Origin of the sequence: Nonomuraea rubra (assembly GCF_014207985.1) — a bacterium.
GTDB classification, from domain to species: domain Bacteria; phylum Actinomycetota; class Actinomycetes; order Streptosporangiales; family Streptosporangiaceae; genus Nonomuraea; species Nonomuraea rubra.
Genome location: NZ_JACHMI010000001.1, coordinates 1,793,898 through 1,813,333, shown reverse-complemented (window position 1 = coordinate 1,813,333; position 19,436 = coordinate 1,793,898). Strand labels below are relative to the sequence as shown.

17 protein-coding genes and 1 pseudogene are annotated in these 19,436 nt (G+C 68.0%); 5 read left to right on the top strand and 13 right to left on the bottom strand.

Going from position 1 to position 19,436, the window contains the following annotated elements; genetic code table 11:
• The first annotated feature begins 104 nt into the window (after positions 1-104).
• Positions 105-827 (top strand): GIY-YIG nuclease family protein, encoded by a 723-nt coding sequence (locus HD593_RS08480; protein ID WP_185101640.1) that lies wholly within the window; start codon positions 105-107, stop codon positions 825-827.
• Between the two features lie 87 nt (positions 828-914).
• On the opposite strand, the gene HD593_RS08475 is transcribed toward HD593_RS08480, so the two are convergent.
• From HD593_RS08475 to HD593_RS08450, 6 genes are all read right to left on the bottom strand, one after another.
• Positions 915-1,385, bottom strand: a complete 471-nt coding sequence (locus tag HD593_RS08475; RefSeq protein WP_185101639.1) for a hypothetical protein — start codon at positions 1,383-1,385, stop codon at positions 915-917.
• Complete coding sequence (locus HD593_RS08470; protein ID WP_185101638.1) at positions 1,382-1,891, bottom strand: hypothetical protein; 510 nt, start codon at positions 1,889-1,891, stop codon at positions 1,382-1,384. Before HD593_RS08470 ends, HD593_RS08475 begins: the two co-directional genes overlap by 4 nt.
• 68 nt (positions 1,892-1,959) lie before the next feature.
• Complete coding sequence (locus HD593_RS08465; protein WP_185101637.1) at positions 1,960-2,535, bottom strand: hypothetical protein; 576 nt, start codon at positions 2,533-2,535, stop codon at positions 1,960-1,962.
• A gap of 100 nt (positions 2,536-2,635) precedes the next feature.
• Positions 2,636-3,088: a hypothetical protein gene (locus HD593_RS08460; RefSeq protein WP_185101636.1), complete on the bottom strand. Its 453-nt coding sequence runs from the start codon at positions 3,086-3,088 to the stop codon at positions 2,636-2,638.
• A gap of 180 nt (positions 3,089-3,268) precedes the next feature.
• On the bottom strand, positions 3,269-4,273 hold the full coding sequence (locus HD593_RS08455; protein ID WP_185101635.1) for a DUF932 domain-containing protein: 1,005 nt from the start codon (positions 4,271-4,273) through the stop codon (positions 3,269-3,271).
• 249 nt (positions 4,274-4,522) lie between these two features.
• Positions 4,523-5,698, bottom strand: coding sequence for a hypothetical protein (locus HD593_RS08450; RefSeq protein ID WP_185101634.1), 1,176 nt, complete (start codon positions 5,696-5,698; stop codon positions 4,523-4,525).
• 446 nt (positions 5,699-6,144) lie between these two features.
• Here HD593_RS08450 and HD593_RS08445 point away from each other — a divergent pair, with 446 nt between their 5' ends.
• Positions 6,145-6,888, top strand: a complete 744-nt coding sequence (locus HD593_RS08445) for a hypothetical protein (RefSeq protein WP_185101633.1) — start codon at positions 6,145-6,147, stop codon at positions 6,886-6,888.
• A 707-nt stretch (positions 6,889-7,595) separates the two neighbouring features.
• Here HD593_RS08445 and HD593_RS08440 read toward each other — a convergent pair.
• Positions 7,596-9,170: an ATP-binding protein gene (locus HD593_RS08440; protein ID WP_185101632.1), complete on the bottom strand. Its 1,575-nt coding sequence runs from the start codon at positions 9,168-9,170 to the stop codon at positions 7,596-7,598.
• A 265-nt stretch (positions 9,171-9,435) separates the two neighbouring features.
• Here HD593_RS08440 and HD593_RS08435 point away from each other — a divergent pair, with 265 nt between their 5' ends.
• Entirely contained in the window at positions 9,436-9,828 is a 393-nt protein-coding gene (locus HD593_RS08435; protein WP_185101631.1) for a hypothetical protein, read from the top strand.
• A 57-nt stretch (positions 9,829-9,885) separates the two neighbouring features.
• On the opposite strand, the gene HD593_RS08430 is transcribed toward HD593_RS08435, so the two are convergent.
• Positions 9,886-10,617 carry an AfsR/SARP family transcriptional regulator gene (locus HD593_RS08430; RefSeq protein WP_185101630.1) on the bottom strand — a complete coding sequence of 244 codons (732 nt, stop codon included), beginning with the start codon at positions 10,615-10,617 and terminating at the stop codon, positions 9,886-9,888.
• A gap of 1,290 nt (positions 10,618-11,907) precedes the next feature.
• Between HD593_RS08430 and HD593_RS64245 the strand changes: the two genes are divergently transcribed.
• On the top strand, positions 11,908-12,909 hold the full coding sequence (locus HD593_RS64245; protein WP_221524660.1) for a LuxR C-terminal-related transcriptional regulator: 1,002 nt from the start codon (positions 11,908-11,910) through the stop codon (positions 12,907-12,909).
• A gap of 18 nt (positions 12,910-12,927) precedes the next feature.
• The gene (locus tag HD593_RS08420; protein WP_185101628.1) at positions 12,928-14,760 is read left to right on the top strand and encodes a S9 family peptidase; all 1,833 of its coding nucleotides are present in this window, start codon (positions 12,928-12,930) and stop codon (positions 14,758-14,760) included.
• A 47-nt stretch (positions 14,761-14,807) separates the two neighbouring features.
• Here HD593_RS08420 and HD593_RS65015 read toward each other — a convergent pair.
• The 5 genes and pseudogenes from HD593_RS65015 to HD593_RS08400 all read right to left on the bottom strand — a co-directional run.
• Positions 14,808-14,974: pseudogene (locus HD593_RS65015) on the bottom strand (IS5/IS1182 family transposase); the annotation flags it as partial.
• A gap of 431 nt (positions 14,975-15,405) precedes the next feature.
• Positions 15,406-16,548, bottom strand: coding sequence for a pentapeptide repeat-containing protein (locus HD593_RS08415; RefSeq protein ID WP_185101627.1), 1,143 nt, complete (start codon positions 16,546-16,548; stop codon positions 15,406-15,408).
• Positions 16,549-16,786: 238 nt separating this feature from the next.
• Positions 16,787-17,095: a hypothetical protein gene (locus tag HD593_RS08410; protein ID WP_185101626.1), complete on the bottom strand. Its 309-nt coding sequence runs from the start codon at positions 17,093-17,095 to the stop codon at positions 16,787-16,789.
• A gap of 280 nt (positions 17,096-17,375) precedes the next feature.
• Complete coding sequence (locus tag HD593_RS08405) at positions 17,376-17,978, bottom strand: YdcF family protein (RefSeq protein WP_185101625.1); 603 nt, start codon at positions 17,976-17,978, stop codon at positions 17,376-17,378.
• 300 nt (positions 17,979-18,278) lie between these two features.
• Positions 18,279-19,421 (bottom strand): hypothetical protein, encoded by a 1,143-nt coding sequence (locus HD593_RS08400; RefSeq protein WP_185101624.1) that lies wholly within the window; start codon positions 19,419-19,421, stop codon positions 18,279-18,281.
• Positions 19,422-19,436 lie beyond the last annotated feature (15 nt).

The window sequence follows — 19,436 nt, the reverse complement described above, 5'->3', positions numbered from 1 at the left end:
GCGGTGAGCTGCTCGTTTCTTCCTGAAACCCGCAGTCACGCAGAGGCATGTATCCGATACTGTCCGGGAGATCTCCGTAGGTTCGCAGGTAAAGGAGGCACCTCGTGTGCGCGATGCGGTTTGCCCCGTCCCAGCTCGTGGTCAGCCTCTCCCACGACCTCAACAACCCGATCAAGATCCGCGCCAAGCACAAGGTCGCCGGCATGCTCCTGCTCGACCGCGACCACGCCAACCGCCTCGAAAAAGGCTGGAACGTCCCCGGCGCCTACATCCTGCTCGACCGGCCCAACCCGCAGGGGCGGTGGGGAGCCTACGTCGGCAAAGCCACCAACCCCGGACTACGCCATCGCGTGCTGCAGCAGCTCAAGGACCGCGCGCACTGGTATCGGGCGTTGCTCATCCGCTACGAGTCCAACGAGGACGAGACGCTCAACAGCAGCGAGGCCGGGTGGCTGGAAGGACAGCTCTACGACCATCTCGCCAAGGCCGGACAAGTCGACCTGCACAACCGCAACCGGCCGGACGACCCCACCCTGTCAGACGACGACGAGACCAGCCTCATCGACTACCTACTGCCCATCGAGTCCGTACTCCGGCTCATCGGGCACACCCTCCACCCCCGCCCAGCAGGCGCCCCCGACGGCGGCGGACCTCTCGCCAGAGAAATCAGGCCCAGGCCCGAGGCGAGCAAGCCCCCCTCCCGCCTCAGCCCGGTCGGATCGGCCCCCGACGCCAGCCCGCCGTTGGGCCCGCCAAAGGATGTCAAGAAGATCATCGCGCAGATCAAGGCGGGCACCTTCGTCTATCAGGGACCGCTCAGCCGCTAACGTCATGAGACCCGGTGGCGGAGGAGGTGTGCCCCGGCCAGCGCACTTTCTCTGTGCTGGACGGGGCGCACCCCCTACGCCACCGGATCAGGCGCTACCGAACATATCCTCGTCCGCCGTGTCCCCCTCCCTTTCTCCCTCCGCCTCGTCCTCGTCGTCCTCCTCTTTGTCGTCGAAGATCCGGCAGGCGAGCTCCTCCTCTTCCGTAAGGACCACGGCGAACAGCTCCTCAACCTCAAGGGCCAGAGCTTTGCACAGGCGGTGCCAGCCGTCGATGATCAGCATGCCGCCGTTCGGTACCGTGGCCATGATCAACGGCTCGGACAGGTCCACCTGGGTCGCGTGCTCGGCGTCGATGGCGATCAACTGAATCATGGCCGCCCACCGCTCAGGGACGATCCATCCATCCGGGGCCCGGCCTTGAGTGAGCTTCTTGGCCTTGGTGATGTCCCAGCGCCAGCCGAGCATCTGGAAGACCTCCACACCTGTGCTATCCGACCGGTCCGATCTGGACGTGGCGTCGCCGGTGCGGTGGGGGTTGGGGTGGGGGTGGGTCATGCCGTGGCCTCCTGCCCGGGAGAAGCGTCGGGGGTCTGCTGGTGGGAGCAGGCCGGCGCGAGTGTCTCGGCTTGGGTGAGGAAGGCGCGGGCGGCGTTCTGCCGGATGAGCGCCAGGCTGCGCTCGAGCTGGTCGAGGGCGGCGCCGCGCTCGCTGTCCGCCCCGGATGCCGGTGCCTGCGTCGCGGGTTCGGGTGGGGTGGGGTCGGTGGCGTAGGGGGCGATCCAGGAGATGAACCTGGCGATGGTCTGGGACCGGCGCAAGCCGCCGCTGTCGGCGTACTCGATGTGCCGGGCCACCAGCAGCCACCAGGTACACACGGTGTGCGCGTGCAGGGTGTCGTAGATCTGCTCGGCGCTCAGCCGCTCGCCCCGGCCCAGACGCCGGAAGGTGTCCTCGGTGTGATGCTGGCGGGCGCTGCGGGCCTGCTCGATGATCGCCTCCAGCGAAGCCGGGACCGCTGGGGTCGGCGTGCCGGTGGCGGGGGGCTGCTGAGCGTCGTTCATGACGGTGCTGTCCTTTCCTGCGGGGTTCGCGCCAGCGCCGGGATGCGCTCGCGTGGTCGGCTGCTCGGTCACGGCGCCACCACCGTCGGTGCGGGCGGGGTGGGGTGGACCGGTCGAGGGTGATCGTGTTCTGCGGGTGTGGCGGAGGGGGCCGCCGGATGGGCTGCCTGGTGGATGAGGTGCTGGGTGAGCAGGTGGCCGCTGTCGTTGAGGAAGTCGCGGGCGGCCATGCGGGCGGCGTGGGCGAGGGCGTGATCGAACAGCGTGCCCGGCCGGGCGGCCGGAGGTTCGGCGGTGAGGTAGTGGCGGGCCCAGGAGCGCACCCGCCGCAGGGCGTGATCGGAGCTCAGTTGCTTGCTGGTGATCTCCTCCTGCACCAGGTCCCACCAGGCGCGTGCTGCCTGGGCGTGGGCGGTGACGAACAGCTGCTCGCCGGTCAGCCGTTGGCCGTTCTGCAAGGCGAAGATCGCTTTGGCTGCCGCGGTGTAGCAGGTGTGACGGACAGTGGTGATCTTCTCGGTGGTCAGCTGATCGCATGAGGGCCACGCTTGTTCGTGATGGCCGGTGGTGGTGTCCCGCGCGGCGGTGATGCTGACCGGGCGACGGGGTGGCGGCAGGGTGCCGGGCTGGCAGGGGTCATCCATCGGTGGTCGTCCTTTCGCTGAGTTGCAGGGATGGGTGAGGGGTGGGTCATGGGGTGAGCGCCCGGCTGGCGGCTCGACGCCGCGCCCGCCGGGCGCGGCGTCACGGACGGCGGCCCTCGGCCGGGGCCTGTTCGGTCGCGGGCGTGATCCCTTCGGCCGGGCGGGTGTCGTGATCGGAGAGGAGAGCGAGCGCGTCGGCGAGTTTCTCGGTCGCGTCGAGAAAGGCGCGCGCGCCGCCCCGGCGGGCCTCGGCCATCGCCAGGACGAACAAGCCGCCGTTGTTCACCGGGCGGGCGTTGATCAGCAGGTCCTGGGCGCGTTGCCGCACGGTGAGCAACGCGGTCGCACCGTCCACGGTGTCCTCGCGGCCGTGGGTCAGGTCGGTGACCTGCTGCCACCACGACATCCGCTGGTAGGCGTAGGCGATCCGGGCCAGGTCCTTGTCGTGCAACGTGCCCTCGTCGTCCAGGGTGGCGATGCGGTTGAGCGCCTGGCTCAGTTCCCAGCGGGCGGCGTTGGCGTAGTGAACGGCTAGATCTTCGAGTCGTCCCATGACGGTCTCCTTCGGTGAGCGGTTGATGACGTACGCGGCGTGAGGCCTGGCGTGGCCCGCCCGGCAGCCCGGGGCCGGGCGCAGCCGAGGTCACGCCGGACGGTCTGTGCGGCGGGTTCGGGGGTGGTGTCCGGTACGGCCCCCGGGCTGGGGCCTGTACCGGATGCCACGGGCTGTGGGTCAGGCGGTGGACAGGAGCCGGAACGCGCGGGTCTTGATCTTGGCGTGCTCGTGGTCGTCGAGCAGGGCCCGCTCCGCGCGCACGGCCGCCACGTCCCGGCTGCCGAACACGGGGCTGCGGTGGTCCAGCCGCTCGGTCACCGCGTTGTAGGCGGCCCAGCGGGTGTTGCGGATCGGCTCTTGGGTGGGCGCGTGGGCGAACAGGTGCTCCAGCTGGCGCAGGGTCAGTTCGCGGTTCTTGCGCGCCAGATCCTTCGCGCCCGGCGGGATCGGGTACAGGACGTTGGTGAACTGACGGAACTCGGAAAATGTCATCGGGGTCGCGAGGAGCTTCTCGGCTTCGGCGGCGAACGCCTGACCGTGCCGCCAGGTCAGCTTCAGCGCGTCGCGGGCCTCGGCGATGCGCCCGGCCATCCGGCCGGTGTGCCGGACGGTGAACTTCGAGGCGTGGTTGGCCAGCGCCGCCCGTTCGGTGTTCGCACAGACGACCCGGACCGGGGTCGCCACGGTCACGAACGACCCCCACCCGTCATGCCGGGAGAACGCCGCCAGGTACAGGTCCACCTGATCGAACCCGCCCACCATGAGCGGCTCGGGCAGCCGCATGGTGACGAAGATGCGCCGCCCGTTGTTCAGCGACCCGCCGGTGTCGAACACCGCCCCCGACTCATCCACCAGGGTCTGCAGGAACGCGGTCACCTCCTCGTTCTGCAACACCTCGTACTCCTTGCCGACACGGCCGAGCCGTTCCGGCACCCCGGTGACCGGGTTGGTGCGCACCACCAGGAAGTCCTCATCCGTGGTGACCGGCTGTCCGGTGACGGGGTCGGTCACCTGACCGACCGGCACCTTGCGCACGTTCCATCCAGCGAGCTGGGCGTTGACCAGCAGGTCCTCGGCGGTCATCGGGCCAGGCGCGGTGTAGCCGAGCCCGTGCCAGCCGGGCTTACCGGCGGCGGCGAACCCGGCCGAACCGTTGGCGAAGATCTCGATTTCGTGAGCCATGACAGGGCCTTTCTGATGTGTGGGCAGGCGAAACAGACGCGATGACGAACAGATGTGGGGGTTGGCCCCTCAGCGTCAGGGCCAGTGGAGCGGGGATCGATGGAGGTGGCCCGGGGTGGCCGGACGGTGTTACCGCCCGGCGTGTGAGCTGGGGGTGGGCCGTGGGTTGCGGTGGGCGTCGGTAGGGCGACCGGCCGGGCTACGGGGTCCGGGGCGGGCCGACATGGGATAGCCCGCCCTGACCCTCGTTCAGCCGGTGTAGGTGTCCGCCGCGCTGGCCTCGGACGGGGCGCCGGTCGGGGCGTCGGTGGGGGTGAGGGCGAACCGGCGGGGCCGCTCACAGGTCAGCACCGCCAGGCCGAGGTTGACCAGCCGGTCCAACGCGTTGGCCACCGCACCGGATGAGGCGTCCAGCACCTTGCCGATCTCGTACGGGGTGAAGTCCTTGCCCGGGTACTCGATCAGGTGCGCGTACACCCGATCCCGCAGCGCCCCCGGCCGCACCCCACCGGGGGCGCTGCCACTGGTTCCCGGACGGACGGCGGTCCCACCTCGGGCCGGGGCGGGGTCGGTGCCGGTCAGCACCGCGCGCGCGTTACGGTGCGCCGTAGCGACCTTCGCCATCGCCATCTCCAGGCACCCCAACGCCATCACGGCGTTGCCGTCATCCTGTGCCGAGATCACCCCGCCGAACAATTCGATCAGTTCCGTCAGGTCCGCCCGCGCCCGCACCCATGCCGGATCATCGGCCACCGACTCCGACACCACCTCGGACATGTCGGCGTCGGGAACCGAGCTGTCTCCGCCGCCCAGCTGATCCGGACCGTGACCGGCCGGGTCGTCGACGCTCAGACCCTCCGGCTGGCCACCCGGCGCCTCGGCCAGGCCCGCCTCGCCGGTCGGCTCGTCCGCCATGGCCGGGTCGGCCGACACAATGGCGGAGGGGACCACCTCCTCATCCGAGGCGAGTACCACGTCGGCGTTCGGGGTTTCCGCCTCCGGCACGGTGATCGCGCCGGGCGCGCCATCCGACGGCTCCAGGACCGGGCCCAACGCGTCAGCGGCGCCGGTCGGTACGGAGGTGTCAGCGATGATCGGGAACCACCGGTCAGCGGCGCGGCCCCGCGTCTGACCGTCGCTCACGCCCGGCTCACGGCGGGCGCGCCCCTCGGCCTCGAACTGGTTGAGGATCTTGCCCGCCACCATCCGGCTCAGCCCGGCCGCCGCCCCGATCACCGTGGCCGACGAACCCGGCTCGGCGTTCAGCGCCACCCACACCGCCGCCACGCGCCCGTCCGCGTCCAGGGCATTGCCGGTGTCCGGGGCGGCGGCGTCGGGGCCGTCAGGGGCCGCCAGGGGCGCGGCGTCGGCGGGAATGACGGCGGCGGTTTCCGCGTCAGCGGGGGCGGTGTCGGTAGCGGTCATTTCCGCGATGTGAATAGCCATTTCGTGACGCCCTTTCCGGTCGCTACACCGGCCCCGTCCGGCCGGTGTTTTTTCGTTTGCGTCACGACCATCCCTCGCACATAACGCAGACAGCAAGTCGACCGGCCAACAAATTTAGTCACCCCAACGGCTGGAGAGGCTAACCTAACAAACCAACCGGCGACCTGGCGAAACACCTCACAGGAAACTCACGGGATTGGCTTGACATCCGGCGCACGTCCAGCTCTTCACCTATTTCACCGGACGACGGCGAACGGTACCCGATTACCCGAATATCGCGCGAAAGAATCTGCGAGGTTAATACGCATCCCGGTTGACAAACATACGCGGGTCGAGCGTCCATTGAATTAGGCGGTAAACACCGCCGACACGGCACCGGAATAAACGCCGGGGACATCGAAAGGCACACCCACATGACACACCGCATGACACTCGCCACCACGGCCGCCCGCCGCCGCATGGTCAGCCCCGCGCACGCCCGCGCGCTAGCCAACTACGGCCCCGGATGGGCGATCATGTGGGACGACCGCCACGCGCAACCCGTCATCGTCCGCGCCGAACGCGGCGACGACGGCAGCCTCCTCGAGATCTGCACCTACGAGGACATGTTCACCCTCGGAGGCAAGTGCGACCCCGGCGAAGACACCTCCACCTGCCCGGCATGCACGCCGGGCGCACCGCCCGACTTCTACCTGATCGCCGCCCACATGACCGACATCCTCGGCGACTACTACCACGACCGCGCCGACATCGCCGCGTGCATGCCCCTCACGCTGCCCTACACCCGCGCCCTGACCCAACACGGCTACCAACGCCACGCCCAGGGCAACCGGCACCACCGCAACGAAAACCGGCCATGCGACACCTTCGACCAGCTCTACCGCTCACCGGACCACCACCTCGTCCAACTGATCATCACGCTGCCCCCGGCCGATGCCGCCACCGATGCCGCCCCCCTCGCGCCACCGCTCACGATCGAATGGACCTACCTCGGCCACACCGGCCCCGATGGCACCTACCCCGTCACCGACATCCCCGCTGACACCCCGCCCGCCGACGTAGCCGAACTGATCGCCGCCCACGTCGCCCTCCACCCACCCACCACCACGCCGGACGGCACGAACGACACGAACACGCCTGACAGCGCCGACATGCCCGCCACCGCGTAAGCCCGCGTAAGTCCGCCCCGGTAACCCCACGGCTCCGGTACCGCCCCCATGGCGGCACTGGGGCCGTACGCGTCCCCCCCGGCGGTCAGCCAACCGTCAGCGACCGCGTGTCCGGCCGCACCATCCCCGCGCCGCCAGCCCGACACCCGCCTCGACGGGTCCCCGGCCACGCATCGCACCCGTCACCCGCTCCACCCAGGCCGGCTCACGGCCAGCCGCGAGCCGGGCGAGGGGTCGGCAGTCCAGGAAGATCCAAGGGATACAAGGCGGCCGGCGAGCAGGACACGAGCATGGTCAGCCCCTCAACGCATGCGCACACATATTCAAAGGACTCGTCTTTAGACGAGTCGGGCCGTCCAGCGCACTGTCCGAAACCGGGAAGACCTGCGAAAACAACACCTGCGCGGGGTAGCGGCCTTAATCGCGAGAGGGAACACCACCCCTATTTCCAGGAGGGAGATCTGCCCCCATCTGACAGACCTCCGCTGCCGCCCATGCCCGCACAGTGCACCCGGGGAACCGAGGTTGACACGGCCTTCTGCGTGGCCCCAGGCGAGTTCGCCTCGCCGCCGACGCGAGGCGACCCCCCTCCAGGTCCTGAGTCCAGCACCACTGCCCCCGGATGGGCGGACTGGTATCAACGCCCACCTGCACCCCAGGTGTCAAGCCGGTACACCCCCGCCCATCACACGCGGGCACCTCACCGTTCAGGCGGCAACAGCAGCGGCCAGCACCGCTGCGGCAGGCTTCGACCGGACCCGGCGGCGACGACGCCCTCGCTCCGGCTCGCCCCGGCCAGCCGGGCGAACCTGTTTCCCGACATGCGCCGCTGAACAAGATCGGTCCCGACGCTTGCCCCACGGCCACAACGACCATCCATTCGGCCACTGACGCGCCCGCGTCACATCAGCGGCAGCAACAGCCCACGTGCCCGTCCCCGACCGATCAGCGGCCAACACCCCTGGCAGCGGCGCAACCGCCGCCACGATGCCGCTCAGCCCCATACCGGCACCCCCACACACCCCATCGCCGCCGGGGCCTGTCGTACACTCCGAGCCCAATCGTGGCGCGCCACCTACCCCCGCCCCACCCACATCAGGTCCTCCCACCAACAGCTCGGCCACCAGCGGCAGCACCGGGCCAGGTTCTGACACTCCACCCTCAGCCAGGCCCGGCACAGCCGATCCGGACCCCGGCAACAGCCCGGTCACGTTCGGCCCTGCTGGGATGGATAGCAGGGCCTGACGGAGTTCCTGCGGCCCAGCCGCACTGATCACCACCTGCTTGCCGCGCATCGCGATCCACCGGCACCGCACCACCAGGAACGCCCAGCCCGGCCAGTCCTCGCGCAGCCCAGCCAGCTCCTGCCGCGCCCACGACTCCTGACCGAACGCCGACACCTGACCCGCCGCCTGCCCCGACACCCCTCCCGCAAGCGGCCGGAAGGGTCCGGGCCAACCACCCTCCTCCCAATCCGGGTCCGGTGCGTTGCCCGCTCCACCGGCCGATACCGGCGGACCACCCACCCCTCCACCCAGGTCCTCACCGGAGATTCCTCCACAGCCCACCGGCGACAAGCCGCCACAGACCACCACGAGTCCCGCTTCCTCGGTGACCGTCCCGCAGGCCACCGGCATTGCCTCGACCCCACCGTCCGGCTCCGACTCTCCCGCACCAGCACCGGCCGCATCACCCACTTCTACCGCCGTGGTCGCCGCACTCGCCTCCTCGGGGAGGGCCAGCTCAACCCACACCGCATGCCCGGTACTCGCATCACCTGCCACCCCGAATCGGACCGCCAGCTCAGCCACCCCGACCAGCCCCCGCCCATGCTCGGCCAGCTCCGGCACTGAACCCGGCGTCCGAGCGAAGTCCGGAACCGAACCCCCGCCCAGGTCATTGACCACGATCCGGGCCACGCCCACGCCGCGCAGGACCTCCACCACAAAGAACCCCCGTGCCTGCCCCGAACAGGAGTGACCCGAAAGCGAGTGCTGCAGCGCGTTTGCGACCAGCTCGGCCGTCACCCACTCCGCGTCCTGCCTCCGGCCGGTGTCCGCCAGCAGCTGGCCCACCATGCGGCGCGCGGGCGCCGACTGATCGTCCCGTCCCGGGAACGCCTGCCGCCAGGCCATCCCGCCCCACACCGTCCGGGAGCGGAAGGTCGACATCACCAGCCCCGGCGCCAGATCCGGGAACTCCTCCCCACCCGGCTGCCCGTGCGTCCGCGGCGCGAGGAGCTGCCTCGGCTCGCCCGAGAGGTGCTGCGTTCGGTTATCCATGCTGGCGGGTCCCTTCGGGTCACGTCCCCGGCACGTCCGGGAGCGACCAGCACGATCACTCACCTCGCCGCCCGAATCACACCCCCAACCCGCAACCCCGCCCCCACCCCGCCCCGACCTGCGGCCATGCCCCGCACCACCCACCGACGGCCCTCATGTCCGTCCGATCGATCCCCCCACGGGAGACTGGAGCCCCTCCCGAGAGTCCGCCTACCGTCCCTGGACCATGCGCCGCCCGCGCGCCACAGGAAGGGGACGTCAACGCATGTCCGGAAGCGGATACCAGACGCTGCTCGACTGCCGCCGCCGCAGCCGCTACCTGCGCCAGCACGGTTTCACCATCGACCAGATCGCCATCGTCCTGCACCTTGACCATCCCGCCACCCCACTCCGGCTCTACCGCCACGCCGTCGGCCTCACCGCTGCGCAGGTGGTCAACGCCTTCCACCGGCTCGCCAACACCGCTGGAGCGGGACTGCGCGAATCGCGCCTCTACGAGTACGAGAACTGGCCGAAGACAGGCCGGCGCCCCTCCCCTTACACCCTGCGCCTCTTGGCCCGCATCTACGGCACCCAACCTGTCTGCCTGCTCACCCCCGCCATGCTGGCCACCTATGCCCTTCGTGACCAGTACGAGCTACGCCGAACAGACGCATGAGCCCCCGCAGGGCCAGGGCTCCTCTGTCGCCTGGTTTTCACCCACAGGACTGGCTGGCTAACGCACCCATCGCTCATAAACCTGCCGCGCCTGCGGGCTCGGCACCGCGTCGATCTCCGCCAGCCGCTCCCTCAACAGCTCGAACGAACGCCGTACCGCGGGCAGGCGCCCGAGTTCGCCTTGAACCGTCATCAGCAGACACCACAACGTCTCGCTGTACGGATCGATGCACTCGACCGCCAGCCTCAGTACGTCCACGGCCCGCCCTGGATCGTCGGCTCGCATCAGCTCGGCCAGCCGCTCGGCGGCGTCCGCCGCCTGCCGCTGGGCAGCCTGCCGCAATGGGAGCACCCATAGATCGTCACACCCGGCCAGCAGCGGCCCTCGGTACAAGGCCAGCACCTCGTGCAACGCCGCCGCCCGCACGGTGTCCTCGGCCGCGATCGAGGCCCGCTTGCACGCGTTCTCGAACCGCCAGAAGTCCGTATCGAAGGATGCCGCGGGCAGTAGTCGCCGCTCCCCGGACTTGAGCACGAACCGTACGCCGGCCGCGCAACCAACCGCCTGCCGCATCGCCCGGTTGATCTCCCGTACCGCCGAATCCAACCGGCGCCCGCCGACTTCCCCCGGCCACAGCGTCTCGGCGATCGCCTCCGCCGAAACGCCATCCCGTGACACCGCAAGCAACGCCAGCAACTCCCGGGCCTCGGCACGAGCGAAACAGATCTCCGCCCCGCCGTACGACAGCCGCGGCACCCCCAGCACCTCGACCTTCGCCTTACCCGCCACCGCTACGAACCCCGACCCCAGCCCGGCTGAAGCGCTCGATTTGAAGGGCGCCTCAGCCTCCGTATCTGCAACCGCCGGGCGGAAGCCGGGCTGGTCAGGCTGAGACGTAGTCGCCACCACGTGCTCACTACGGTCAGGCTCGGCAACCGACTCCGCCATCTCGCAGGTGACGGCAGGCGCCTGCACCCCAGCGGATGACGGGACAACCGCCGAGGATGCTTCAGCGTCCTCACAGTTGCGATCATCGATCCCGCGTGGACAAGCAGCACCGCCAGACAGGCCCGCAGCAAACGAGCGCGCGCCCGCCTGCGCCGGCCAGGGCCGTAGCCGACCGATGAGCGCAGTGGTCAGGACCATGAGCATGAGCCCGAACGCCAGCGCGCCGCTCAGCGGGCCCATCGCCTCAGGGAGATGCTGCGACCGCGGCCTCATCGCATCGACCAGTGCGGGCGCAGGGGAACCCGCTGCGGGCAAAGGAGAAGGTGTCGGGGCCGTTGCCAAGGGCGTTTCCGATGGAGCCGATGATGGGGGAACCGTCTTGGACGATGGCTTCCTACCGTCCTTACGCGGGTGCTGCTGACGATGGGCCCTTGTCTGACGATCTCGGCTCAAAACCCCAGCCCGGCGAGCTTCTCCTCTGCTTTGAACAGGCGGGCGCGGCTCGGGAGCCGTCCTGCGAAATTGAGCTGGGTCGGCTATGGGCTGCTTTCTCGTCGATATCGCATCGCGTGGCTTCGACACCTTCTGCGGCTTAGAAGTAAGCGTGGTATACGCCGGGTTGCGCTGCGACCGCGCCAGATACTCCAGGAGATCCGAGAGGGCTGGCATTCGGCCTTCCACCAGGTCGCCATACACCAACGCGCAGACCTTCTTGATGTCGTACACCTGATGCGGAATTTGGCCCACGGACGGGCAGTAAGCCCCCGCGTTAACCAGCGCGCTGGCTGGCGAACTCGCGGCCCACATCATGGACGCCGCAACCACTGCGCCCAGCTTCTTCACCACGTCTCCGACGAGCTGCCGCCGCATAGTGCCTCCCTGCCGCTCTTGAGCCTTCGCACTGATCAGACCGCGCGAGGCCCTGCAACAGGGGCGGTGAAACCCTCCACGGCAGCTACTGACCGAGGCCGCCGCGTCCAGGCCGGCGAGAACCCCTACGACAGCGGGCCTCTGGCACAACGCGCGCGATGGTGAGAAGTCACCATCGCGCGGAACCACTCATCACCCGACACGACAAGAAGGACCATCACAGAGAGCGCCTGCGCCACTACTCTCTGATCGGAGGTGGCGGTGGACGAACAGGATCAGGTCAAAGCGCAGCGCCTACTGGAAGGCGTCGTCCCGAATGAGATCTTCGTGTCGTACTCCATCCTGCTCACGGAGGGCAGCTGCCCGGAGGACGACGCCGCTGCCCTGCTGGGAAGCAAGGAGCAGGTCGCGGAGCTTACGGCCCGCGGGATGGCGCATCGCCGGCCGGACGGTCCCGCGATGCCGCCACGCCTCGTGCCCGCTCCCCCAGAACTCGCGCTGCAGGGCGTCCTGACGGATCTCTCACGGCGTCTCGTCAGCGATCAGGAGCGGCTGCTGGCAGGACACAAGCGCCTGAGCGAGTTCCACCAGACGCCGGCCTTGGCATCCTCGAACTCGGCGATGGACCGGCTCGTGCGCATCGTCACCGACCGGGACGAAATCAGTTCCCTGTCCTACGCCCTTATCAACGCCGCGCGGCACGACTGGCTCACGCTGGACAACTACGTCCTGGAAGCGCCGGTCGAGGACTCCACCGGGTACGCACCGCTACCGGTCTTCGAGGGCCAGGTGCGATGCCGGGCGATCTACGAGACCCGCTGCGCAGAACATCCGATCGGCGCCAAGACGATCGAGGCTGCGGTCGAAGCCGGGGAGCAGGCGCGGCTCCTGCCCCGCATCGGGATGAAGATGAAGCTCGCCGACGAGACAGTCGCGCTCGTCCCCTTGACACCGACGGGCATGGGAGGCGCACTGCTCGTGCGCTCCCCCGTCATCGTGGGAGCGCTACGGGAGTACTTCGAGCTGCTGTGGGAGAAGGCGATCCCGTTCGGCAGCGCGAAGGCCACCGCGCCGCTCACGCCCGCGCAGTTGCAGGTGCTCCAGCTGCTCAACCAGGGACTGTCCGACGAGGCGATCGCCCGGCGGATGGACATCAGCGTCAACACCATGCGCCGGCACTGGACCGCCATCCGCGAACAGCTGGGCGTGGAGACCCGCTTCGCCGCCGGAGCCGCAGCAGTACGCCGCAGCTGGATCGACTGAACCCGAAAGGTCTTTGTCATGCCCGGATACCTGGACTTTGTTCCCCAGCAACGATTCCAGCCCACCCTCGCGCTGTCCCCGGACGGCCACCTGATCGCCTACTCCAGCCACGTCTCCGGGCACTACGACCTGTGGGTGGCTCCCGTCGCCGGTGGCGAGCCGCGCCGCGTGGCGGGCTTCGACGACCGGACCGTCCGCCAGATCGCCTGGACACCCTGCGGCGAGCGGCTGGTCTTCACCGCCGACGAGAACGGAGACGAGCAGTTCCGCCTCTACCTCGTAGCTGCAGATGGCAGCGGCCTGACCGAGATCAGCTCCGGCCCGGACTGCCAGCGCGTCCTGGCCACCTCGCCGTTCGACCCGACCGGCCGCTTCCTGGCCTACACCGCCAACGACCGCGACCCCGCCGCCCAGGACCTCATCATCCACGACCTGCAGACCGGCGAGCTGCGCCGCTTCACACCCCCCGACGGGGTCGCCTTCGAGGCCGTCAGCCTCTCCCCCGACGGCCGCTGGCTGCTGGCGACCGGGTTCCGTTCCAACACCGACATAGCCATCTACCTCACCGATCTGAGCGACCCGGACGCCACTCCGGTCTGCCTGACGACCGCCCTGGGCGAGGGGGTCTTCGAGCCCGGAGCCTGGGCGCCGGACGCCAGCGGCTTCCACCTGCTCACCGACCACTGGAGCGAGTTCACCGCCGCCGCCTTCTACGACCTCGCAGCCCGTTCCCTGCAGGCCATCGCACGCCCGAACTGGGACGTCGAGGTCCTCGACGCCGCCGCAGGAGTCCGCATCTGGTCCGTCAACGAAGGCGGCAGCTCCCGCCTGCACGCCGACCGCGACGGCAGCCCCATCCCGCTGCCCGACATCCCGCCCGGCGTCATCTCCGCGCTGTCCCTGGCGCCCGACGCCTCCTTCGCGGTCATCCTGATCAACTCCGCGGCCAGGCCAGCGGAGATAGCGGTCGTGGACCTGGCCCGCCACGAGTTCCGCTACCTCACCGACACCCGCCCCCCGGCCCTGCACGTCATCGACCCCATCGCCCCCGAGCTGATCACCTACCCGGCCCGCGACGGACGCGACGTCCACGCCCTGCTCTACCGCCCGGACGGCCCCGGCCCGCACCCGGTCCTGCTGTTCATCCACGGCGGCCCGGAATCCCAGGAACGCCCCATCTACGCCCGCTCCGGCCTCTACCAGCATCTTCTCCACCAGGGCATCGCCATCCTGGCCCCCAACTTCGCCGGCTCCACCGGCTACGGCACCGCCCACCAGAAGCTCATCTACTGCGACTGGGGCGGCATCGACCTCGACGACCTGGACCACGCCGTCCAATACCTCCACACCCTCGACTGGACCGACCCGAACCGCCTGGCCGTCATGGGATCCTCCTACGGCGGCTTCGCCGCCCTGTCCTGCCTGGCCCGCCTCCCCTACCCCTGGGCCGCAGGCGTCTCCATGTGCGGCCCGAGCAACCTCCTCACCCTGGCCAAGGCCTCACCCCCCACCTGGAAGACCTTCGTCGCCACCGTCCTCGGCGACCCCGACACCCGCGCCGAACACCTCCTGCAACGCAGCCCCGTCACCCACGCCGACAACATCACCGCCCCCCTGTTCGTTCTCCAGGGAGCCCATGACCCGCGCGTTCCCCAGGCCGAATCCGACCAGATCGTCGCCCGGCTACGCGAACGCGGTGTCCAGGTCCGCTACGACATCTATCCCGACGAGGGCCACGGCTTCACCAACCGCGCCAACGAACTGACCGCATACGAAGCCATCAGCGCCTTCCTCCACACCCACCTGATCGCCACCACCGCCGACCACCCCGAACCACTCCAAGTGGGCTGAACGCCCCACTCAAGAGGGCATTTGAGCAGATTGCGGCTTACGCCCTCGTAGGTGCCTCGCGAGGTTGGAGTGGTCTCGTCCGTTAGTCGCTTAGTGAGGTCGTCGATCGATGCAAGGTAGATCACGCTTCGGAGCTGGGAGGGTTTCATAATCGCGAGTTAGCGCGGTATAGCATGAGCCAGCCCAGGCTTCGTTCGACGACCCAGCGCCAACATGGACAATGCCGAGTTTCGACAATTTCTGGGCGATTCCGGTGCGGTTGATGCACAGGGTCGCATGAAGACGTCCCGTAGGGTGACGGAAGCCGACTGGTTGACGAGTCGGCGGTCGAGTCGGGCCTGTCGCCAGCCGGTTTAGGCAGGATCGATGAGGGCCCAGCATGTATCGGATATATCGCTCGGGTACGGCTTTCGCTCGCTCACGGCCGGGCCTTTACCCGTAACACGCGAATGATAATGATCCTCGGCTGACCAAGAGCGTCTACCTCATCTCTAGACCCAACGGAATTCGAGAGACTTATGCTCGTCAAACAGCAACTTTCGTGATCGCGACGGAACGCGCAGATGTCCCATAAGAGGGCAAACCAGCCCGAAAGCCTCTAGTCGCAAGATCGGCGCATCTACATGGAGTATAGAAGATGCCCTCTCAGAACTGGGTGGTCGAATCAACGAAGGCTACCGTTCGTATTTGCTGGCCCGTTATTCCATGAATATCTCGCAGATCCGCGCCACGCAGGTCAGCGCCGCCCACGTATGCGCCATCCAAGTAAGCACCTCGCAAGTCCACGCCGACTAGGTTTGCGTTGCTAAGATATGCGCCGCTCAGGTCTGCGCCACTGAGGTACCCGTCGCGCAGGTTCGCTTCCCGAAGGTCCGCGTTCGCCAGATTCGCCAAGCGCAGATCCGCGCCACCCAAGTCTGTTCCCCGTAAGTCCGATTCACGGAGGTCCGCGAGGCGAAGATCCGCCACGCGTAGATCAGCGTTGGGTATATATGCATTACTTAAGTTGGCATAGCGTAAATCTGCACCGTTTAGGTGAGCGCCGCGCAGGTTCGTGTCGGGCAAGTACGCGCCGAGCAGATCTGCTCGCGGAAAACGTACCCATGAGTAATCGGCAAGTCCGGCGATGAGGATGTTACTGTCGGTGGCCTGCTTGGCGAAAGTGGGGGCGATGGTGAGGGCTGCATAGACATCAGCCCCAGGTCTGCTGAGCGGGATTGCGACGAGAGCTTGTCGATCCGTAACAGTGCAGGCCTTGGAGAGCCTCACCTGCCCCGTCGGCGCGATGCAAAAGTCGCGGTTGCGGACAAAGGCGGCGAGCACATTGCGGATGGTTTCCTTATCACGAGGAGAGTCGGCGGCCAGGCGCTGAAGCGCGTAGATGCCGCCCAGTCGTACATCTTCTTTGGCGGATCCGAGTTGTTCAACGGCCTTGGTATACCGGTCGGTGATCTGGCTTTCCTGAGCGGTCTCCACAGTGCGAGCGGTGTACCAGAGGCCGAGTGCGGTGAAGGCGACACCACCGATGACGACGAGGCCGGTGGCGGCTTGTATGAGCGTGTGGCGGGCGGAGCTGAGAGCTTCGATACGTTCAGTGACAGTCATCTGGTTGCGTTCGGCCTCGGTGAGGCGTGCTCGTTCCCCTGATAGGTATCGGGCGGCTGGACCGATGAGGAATGCGACGACCATGCATGCGGCTACAGCCACTGCAACACCAGCCAGAACGTAACGTGCCCAGGTCGGCCCTCCTTCCCAGAGAACTGCAACGCATGTGGTGGCGGCGATCACGATAAGGAGGGTGCTTAGCAAGAGCAGTCGCCGAATCCACTGCCCGCGCCGTTGCGGAGCTGGTGCCGCCTCTTCAACGGATCTCGGCGGGGGAATCGACGCCTGCGGACCAGATGGACGTGGGGATGGCGATGTGGTTCGGGCGGATGCTAGGGCAGCGCCTGCAGCGGCTGAGGCGAGAAGCGAGGCCGCCATCAGGGCCACGCTTAGTACTCGAGGGCGTCGGACCGTCATATTCTCATTGCACTGCTTTACCCGTCTGCGCGGCAGGAATAGTTACCCTTAGGCAGCGTTCTGTGAGCCTCCGTCCAGTCTGGCTTGGACAGCGGCTTCTATGCGTCGTGACCGATCGGGGTAGCATGAGCAGCCCGGGTTCGGGTTCGCTGAGAATGGCCCGAGCGACGAGGCGCTTGAGTTGGGCGCGCAGGCTCTCGGTGTGCTTGGGCTCCATTCCCAGGTTCAGCATCCGGCAGATGTCCTTGGCACGCAGCCCGTCCGGCGCCTGCGCCACGATCGCCAGGATCAGCCGGTAGACGGGCGAGAGCATCGGCGCTCCCGCGGTCGTCCCGCCGGCTCGGCGGTCATCTCCAGGATCGTCTTGCGGGGGACACCCAGCCGGGCCAGCAGGTGTTTAGCGCCGCCCAGGCGCGGTGAGATGCCGTCGCTGCTGGAGATGCAGTGTGACGAGATGTTCCCCACACAAGTCGGACTTTCGGCTGCGTAACATCGCGCGCCATCGCCTTGGGCGCCTGAATACCCATGAGCATCGCGTGTTGCCGTCTCCGGTTGTTGCGGCCCGATCTGCGCGGCTGGTCGGGTTGCAGGGGTCAGCTCCACGTTCCGTTCACACGTTCCAGGGTGGCGAGTCTGCCGTCTGCCACCCGGCGAAAGACCTCTTCCCATTCGCGGAGCACCCGCCGCCTCCCGTCGGGGATGGATGGCCAGTTAGCCCGGGTCACCGGCTTGCCCGCGTAGATGGGCTCCCAGCCGATGGCGTAGAAGGCGCCGATGTCGTGGAGCAGGGTCTTGAGTATGTGAACGGTACGGCGGTGGTACCACTTCGAAACCGTCGTGATCGTCAGTCCGACCTGAAGTGCTTCATGAAGGTGCGCAAGCGAGAATTCGACGTTCTGCCAGGTGTTGGCGGACCGGTCCTCGCAGCGGATCACACCCTCGGGGATGCCTCGGTCCATCAGTTGACGCTGGAATGTCCGGCCTTCGACGATGCCGCTGTGCCGGTTCACACCGCCGGTGACGATGATCAAAGGTGCCAGGCCCGCGTGGTAGCGCTCGGCGGCGATCTCTGCGGGCGGCGCCTGGTTGGTGCCGAACAGGAAAAGAGCGGTCGCCCGGTCAGCTGGCGGTGGAGCCTGGATGTCCACGAACGCGGTGATTTCAGCTACTTGCTCAGGGCTGGTTTCGTCGGTCATTCGCGGTCCTCAACAGCGTGCGGAAACTGCAATTGGTGTGCTGTGGAGCTATCGATTACAGGCGTGTACTCGGCTGCCTGGGGATCGGCCAATCGCTGAGCAAGCACCGTGTCGAGCTTGCCAGCCAGGACCATGGTCGGCCATGCCAGCGCCTACCGGAAGGTGCGGCGTGGCCAGCCGCCACAGTTTCGTCCAGCCGGCCCAGTGCGGCCTGAGCCAGCGTTGAAGCAGGCGAATGGCCATGCAACCCAAGGCCAGCGCGGCGTACCTCCTGTCGGGGCCGAACCGTAGTAGCCGCCGTCAGGGCTTGAAGGAAGATTCATCGTGTATTCCGGAGCTCGATGAGGGGCCGTCCTGGCTGAGCAGCGCTCGCAGCTGGTCTTCGGCATGATCCACAGCCGCGACCATGGCGTGCTCATGAACCTGGGGGAGACGCCCGGCTCCGAGCCCGGCAGCAGTGATCACGGCGTCGAGGTTCTGCTGGTGCCGGTCAGTCATGTGGCAGCGCATCCCCTGATGGCCGAGGACGTCTCGTGCGGCGTAGGCGTCAGTGGAAGCCACCTCGACGAGCGCTGTGCCCAGTCGGGAGGTCGATCCGGCGGCCAGGTCGAGCGCGGTCAGGCCAAGTCGGGCCCGGAATGCCGCTGTCGTCGGTTCGTGGTGGGTGATCAGAGGCAGTGCCTTCTGCACGACATGGTGTAGTTCCTCCGGTGGAGTGGTGGTACCGGGCGGGCGGCAGGCTATGCGCAACAGCGCCGCGACGGTGTCCTCCCACGGTTCCACAGGGACGGTGTCGTCGATCACGGCGGCGGCCTCGTCGGGGAGTCCCTGTTCCATCAGTGCCATGATCTTGAGTTGGCGTCCGTCGAGCAGCCGTTCTCCGATGCCGCGGTGGGCGGCCATGGCGTCGGCGGCTTCGCTCCAGCGGCCTTGCTGGGCGAGGGCTCGGGCGCCGTCGATGAGCAGGGCCATCCACAACTCCGTGCAGACCGCACGGTGGTCGTCGTGGCTGTGGATCAGGGGCGTCAGGTTGACGTCGTGGCCGTGGATCACGGTGGCGGTGCGCTGCTGGGCGGCGCGGTAGAGCTGGTCGAGCACCTCGTAGGCGGCTTTGCCGTCGCCTTCGCGGATCAGCAGCCGGGCGATGTTGATCAGCGGCATCAGCGACATGACCGCGATCTCCTGGTCGAGGCTCCCGCTCTTGGCGAAGATCGTGTGCTGTCTCCAGCACAAGTTTGCGGCCAGGTCGGGCAGTCCGGCGTCGGAGGCGATGAGCGCGGAGATGTTGAGGACCCCGCAGGCGCGGGCCACCAAGTCATGGTGGTCGGCGCCTGCGGGTTCGATGGTAAGCGCGGTGAGATCGGCGATGCGTGCTGCCAGGGGCTTGCCGGGTGGTTTGGTACGGCAGACCAGCGGGATGCGGGCGGCGATCGCGGGGTTCATCACGACGCTTGTGTC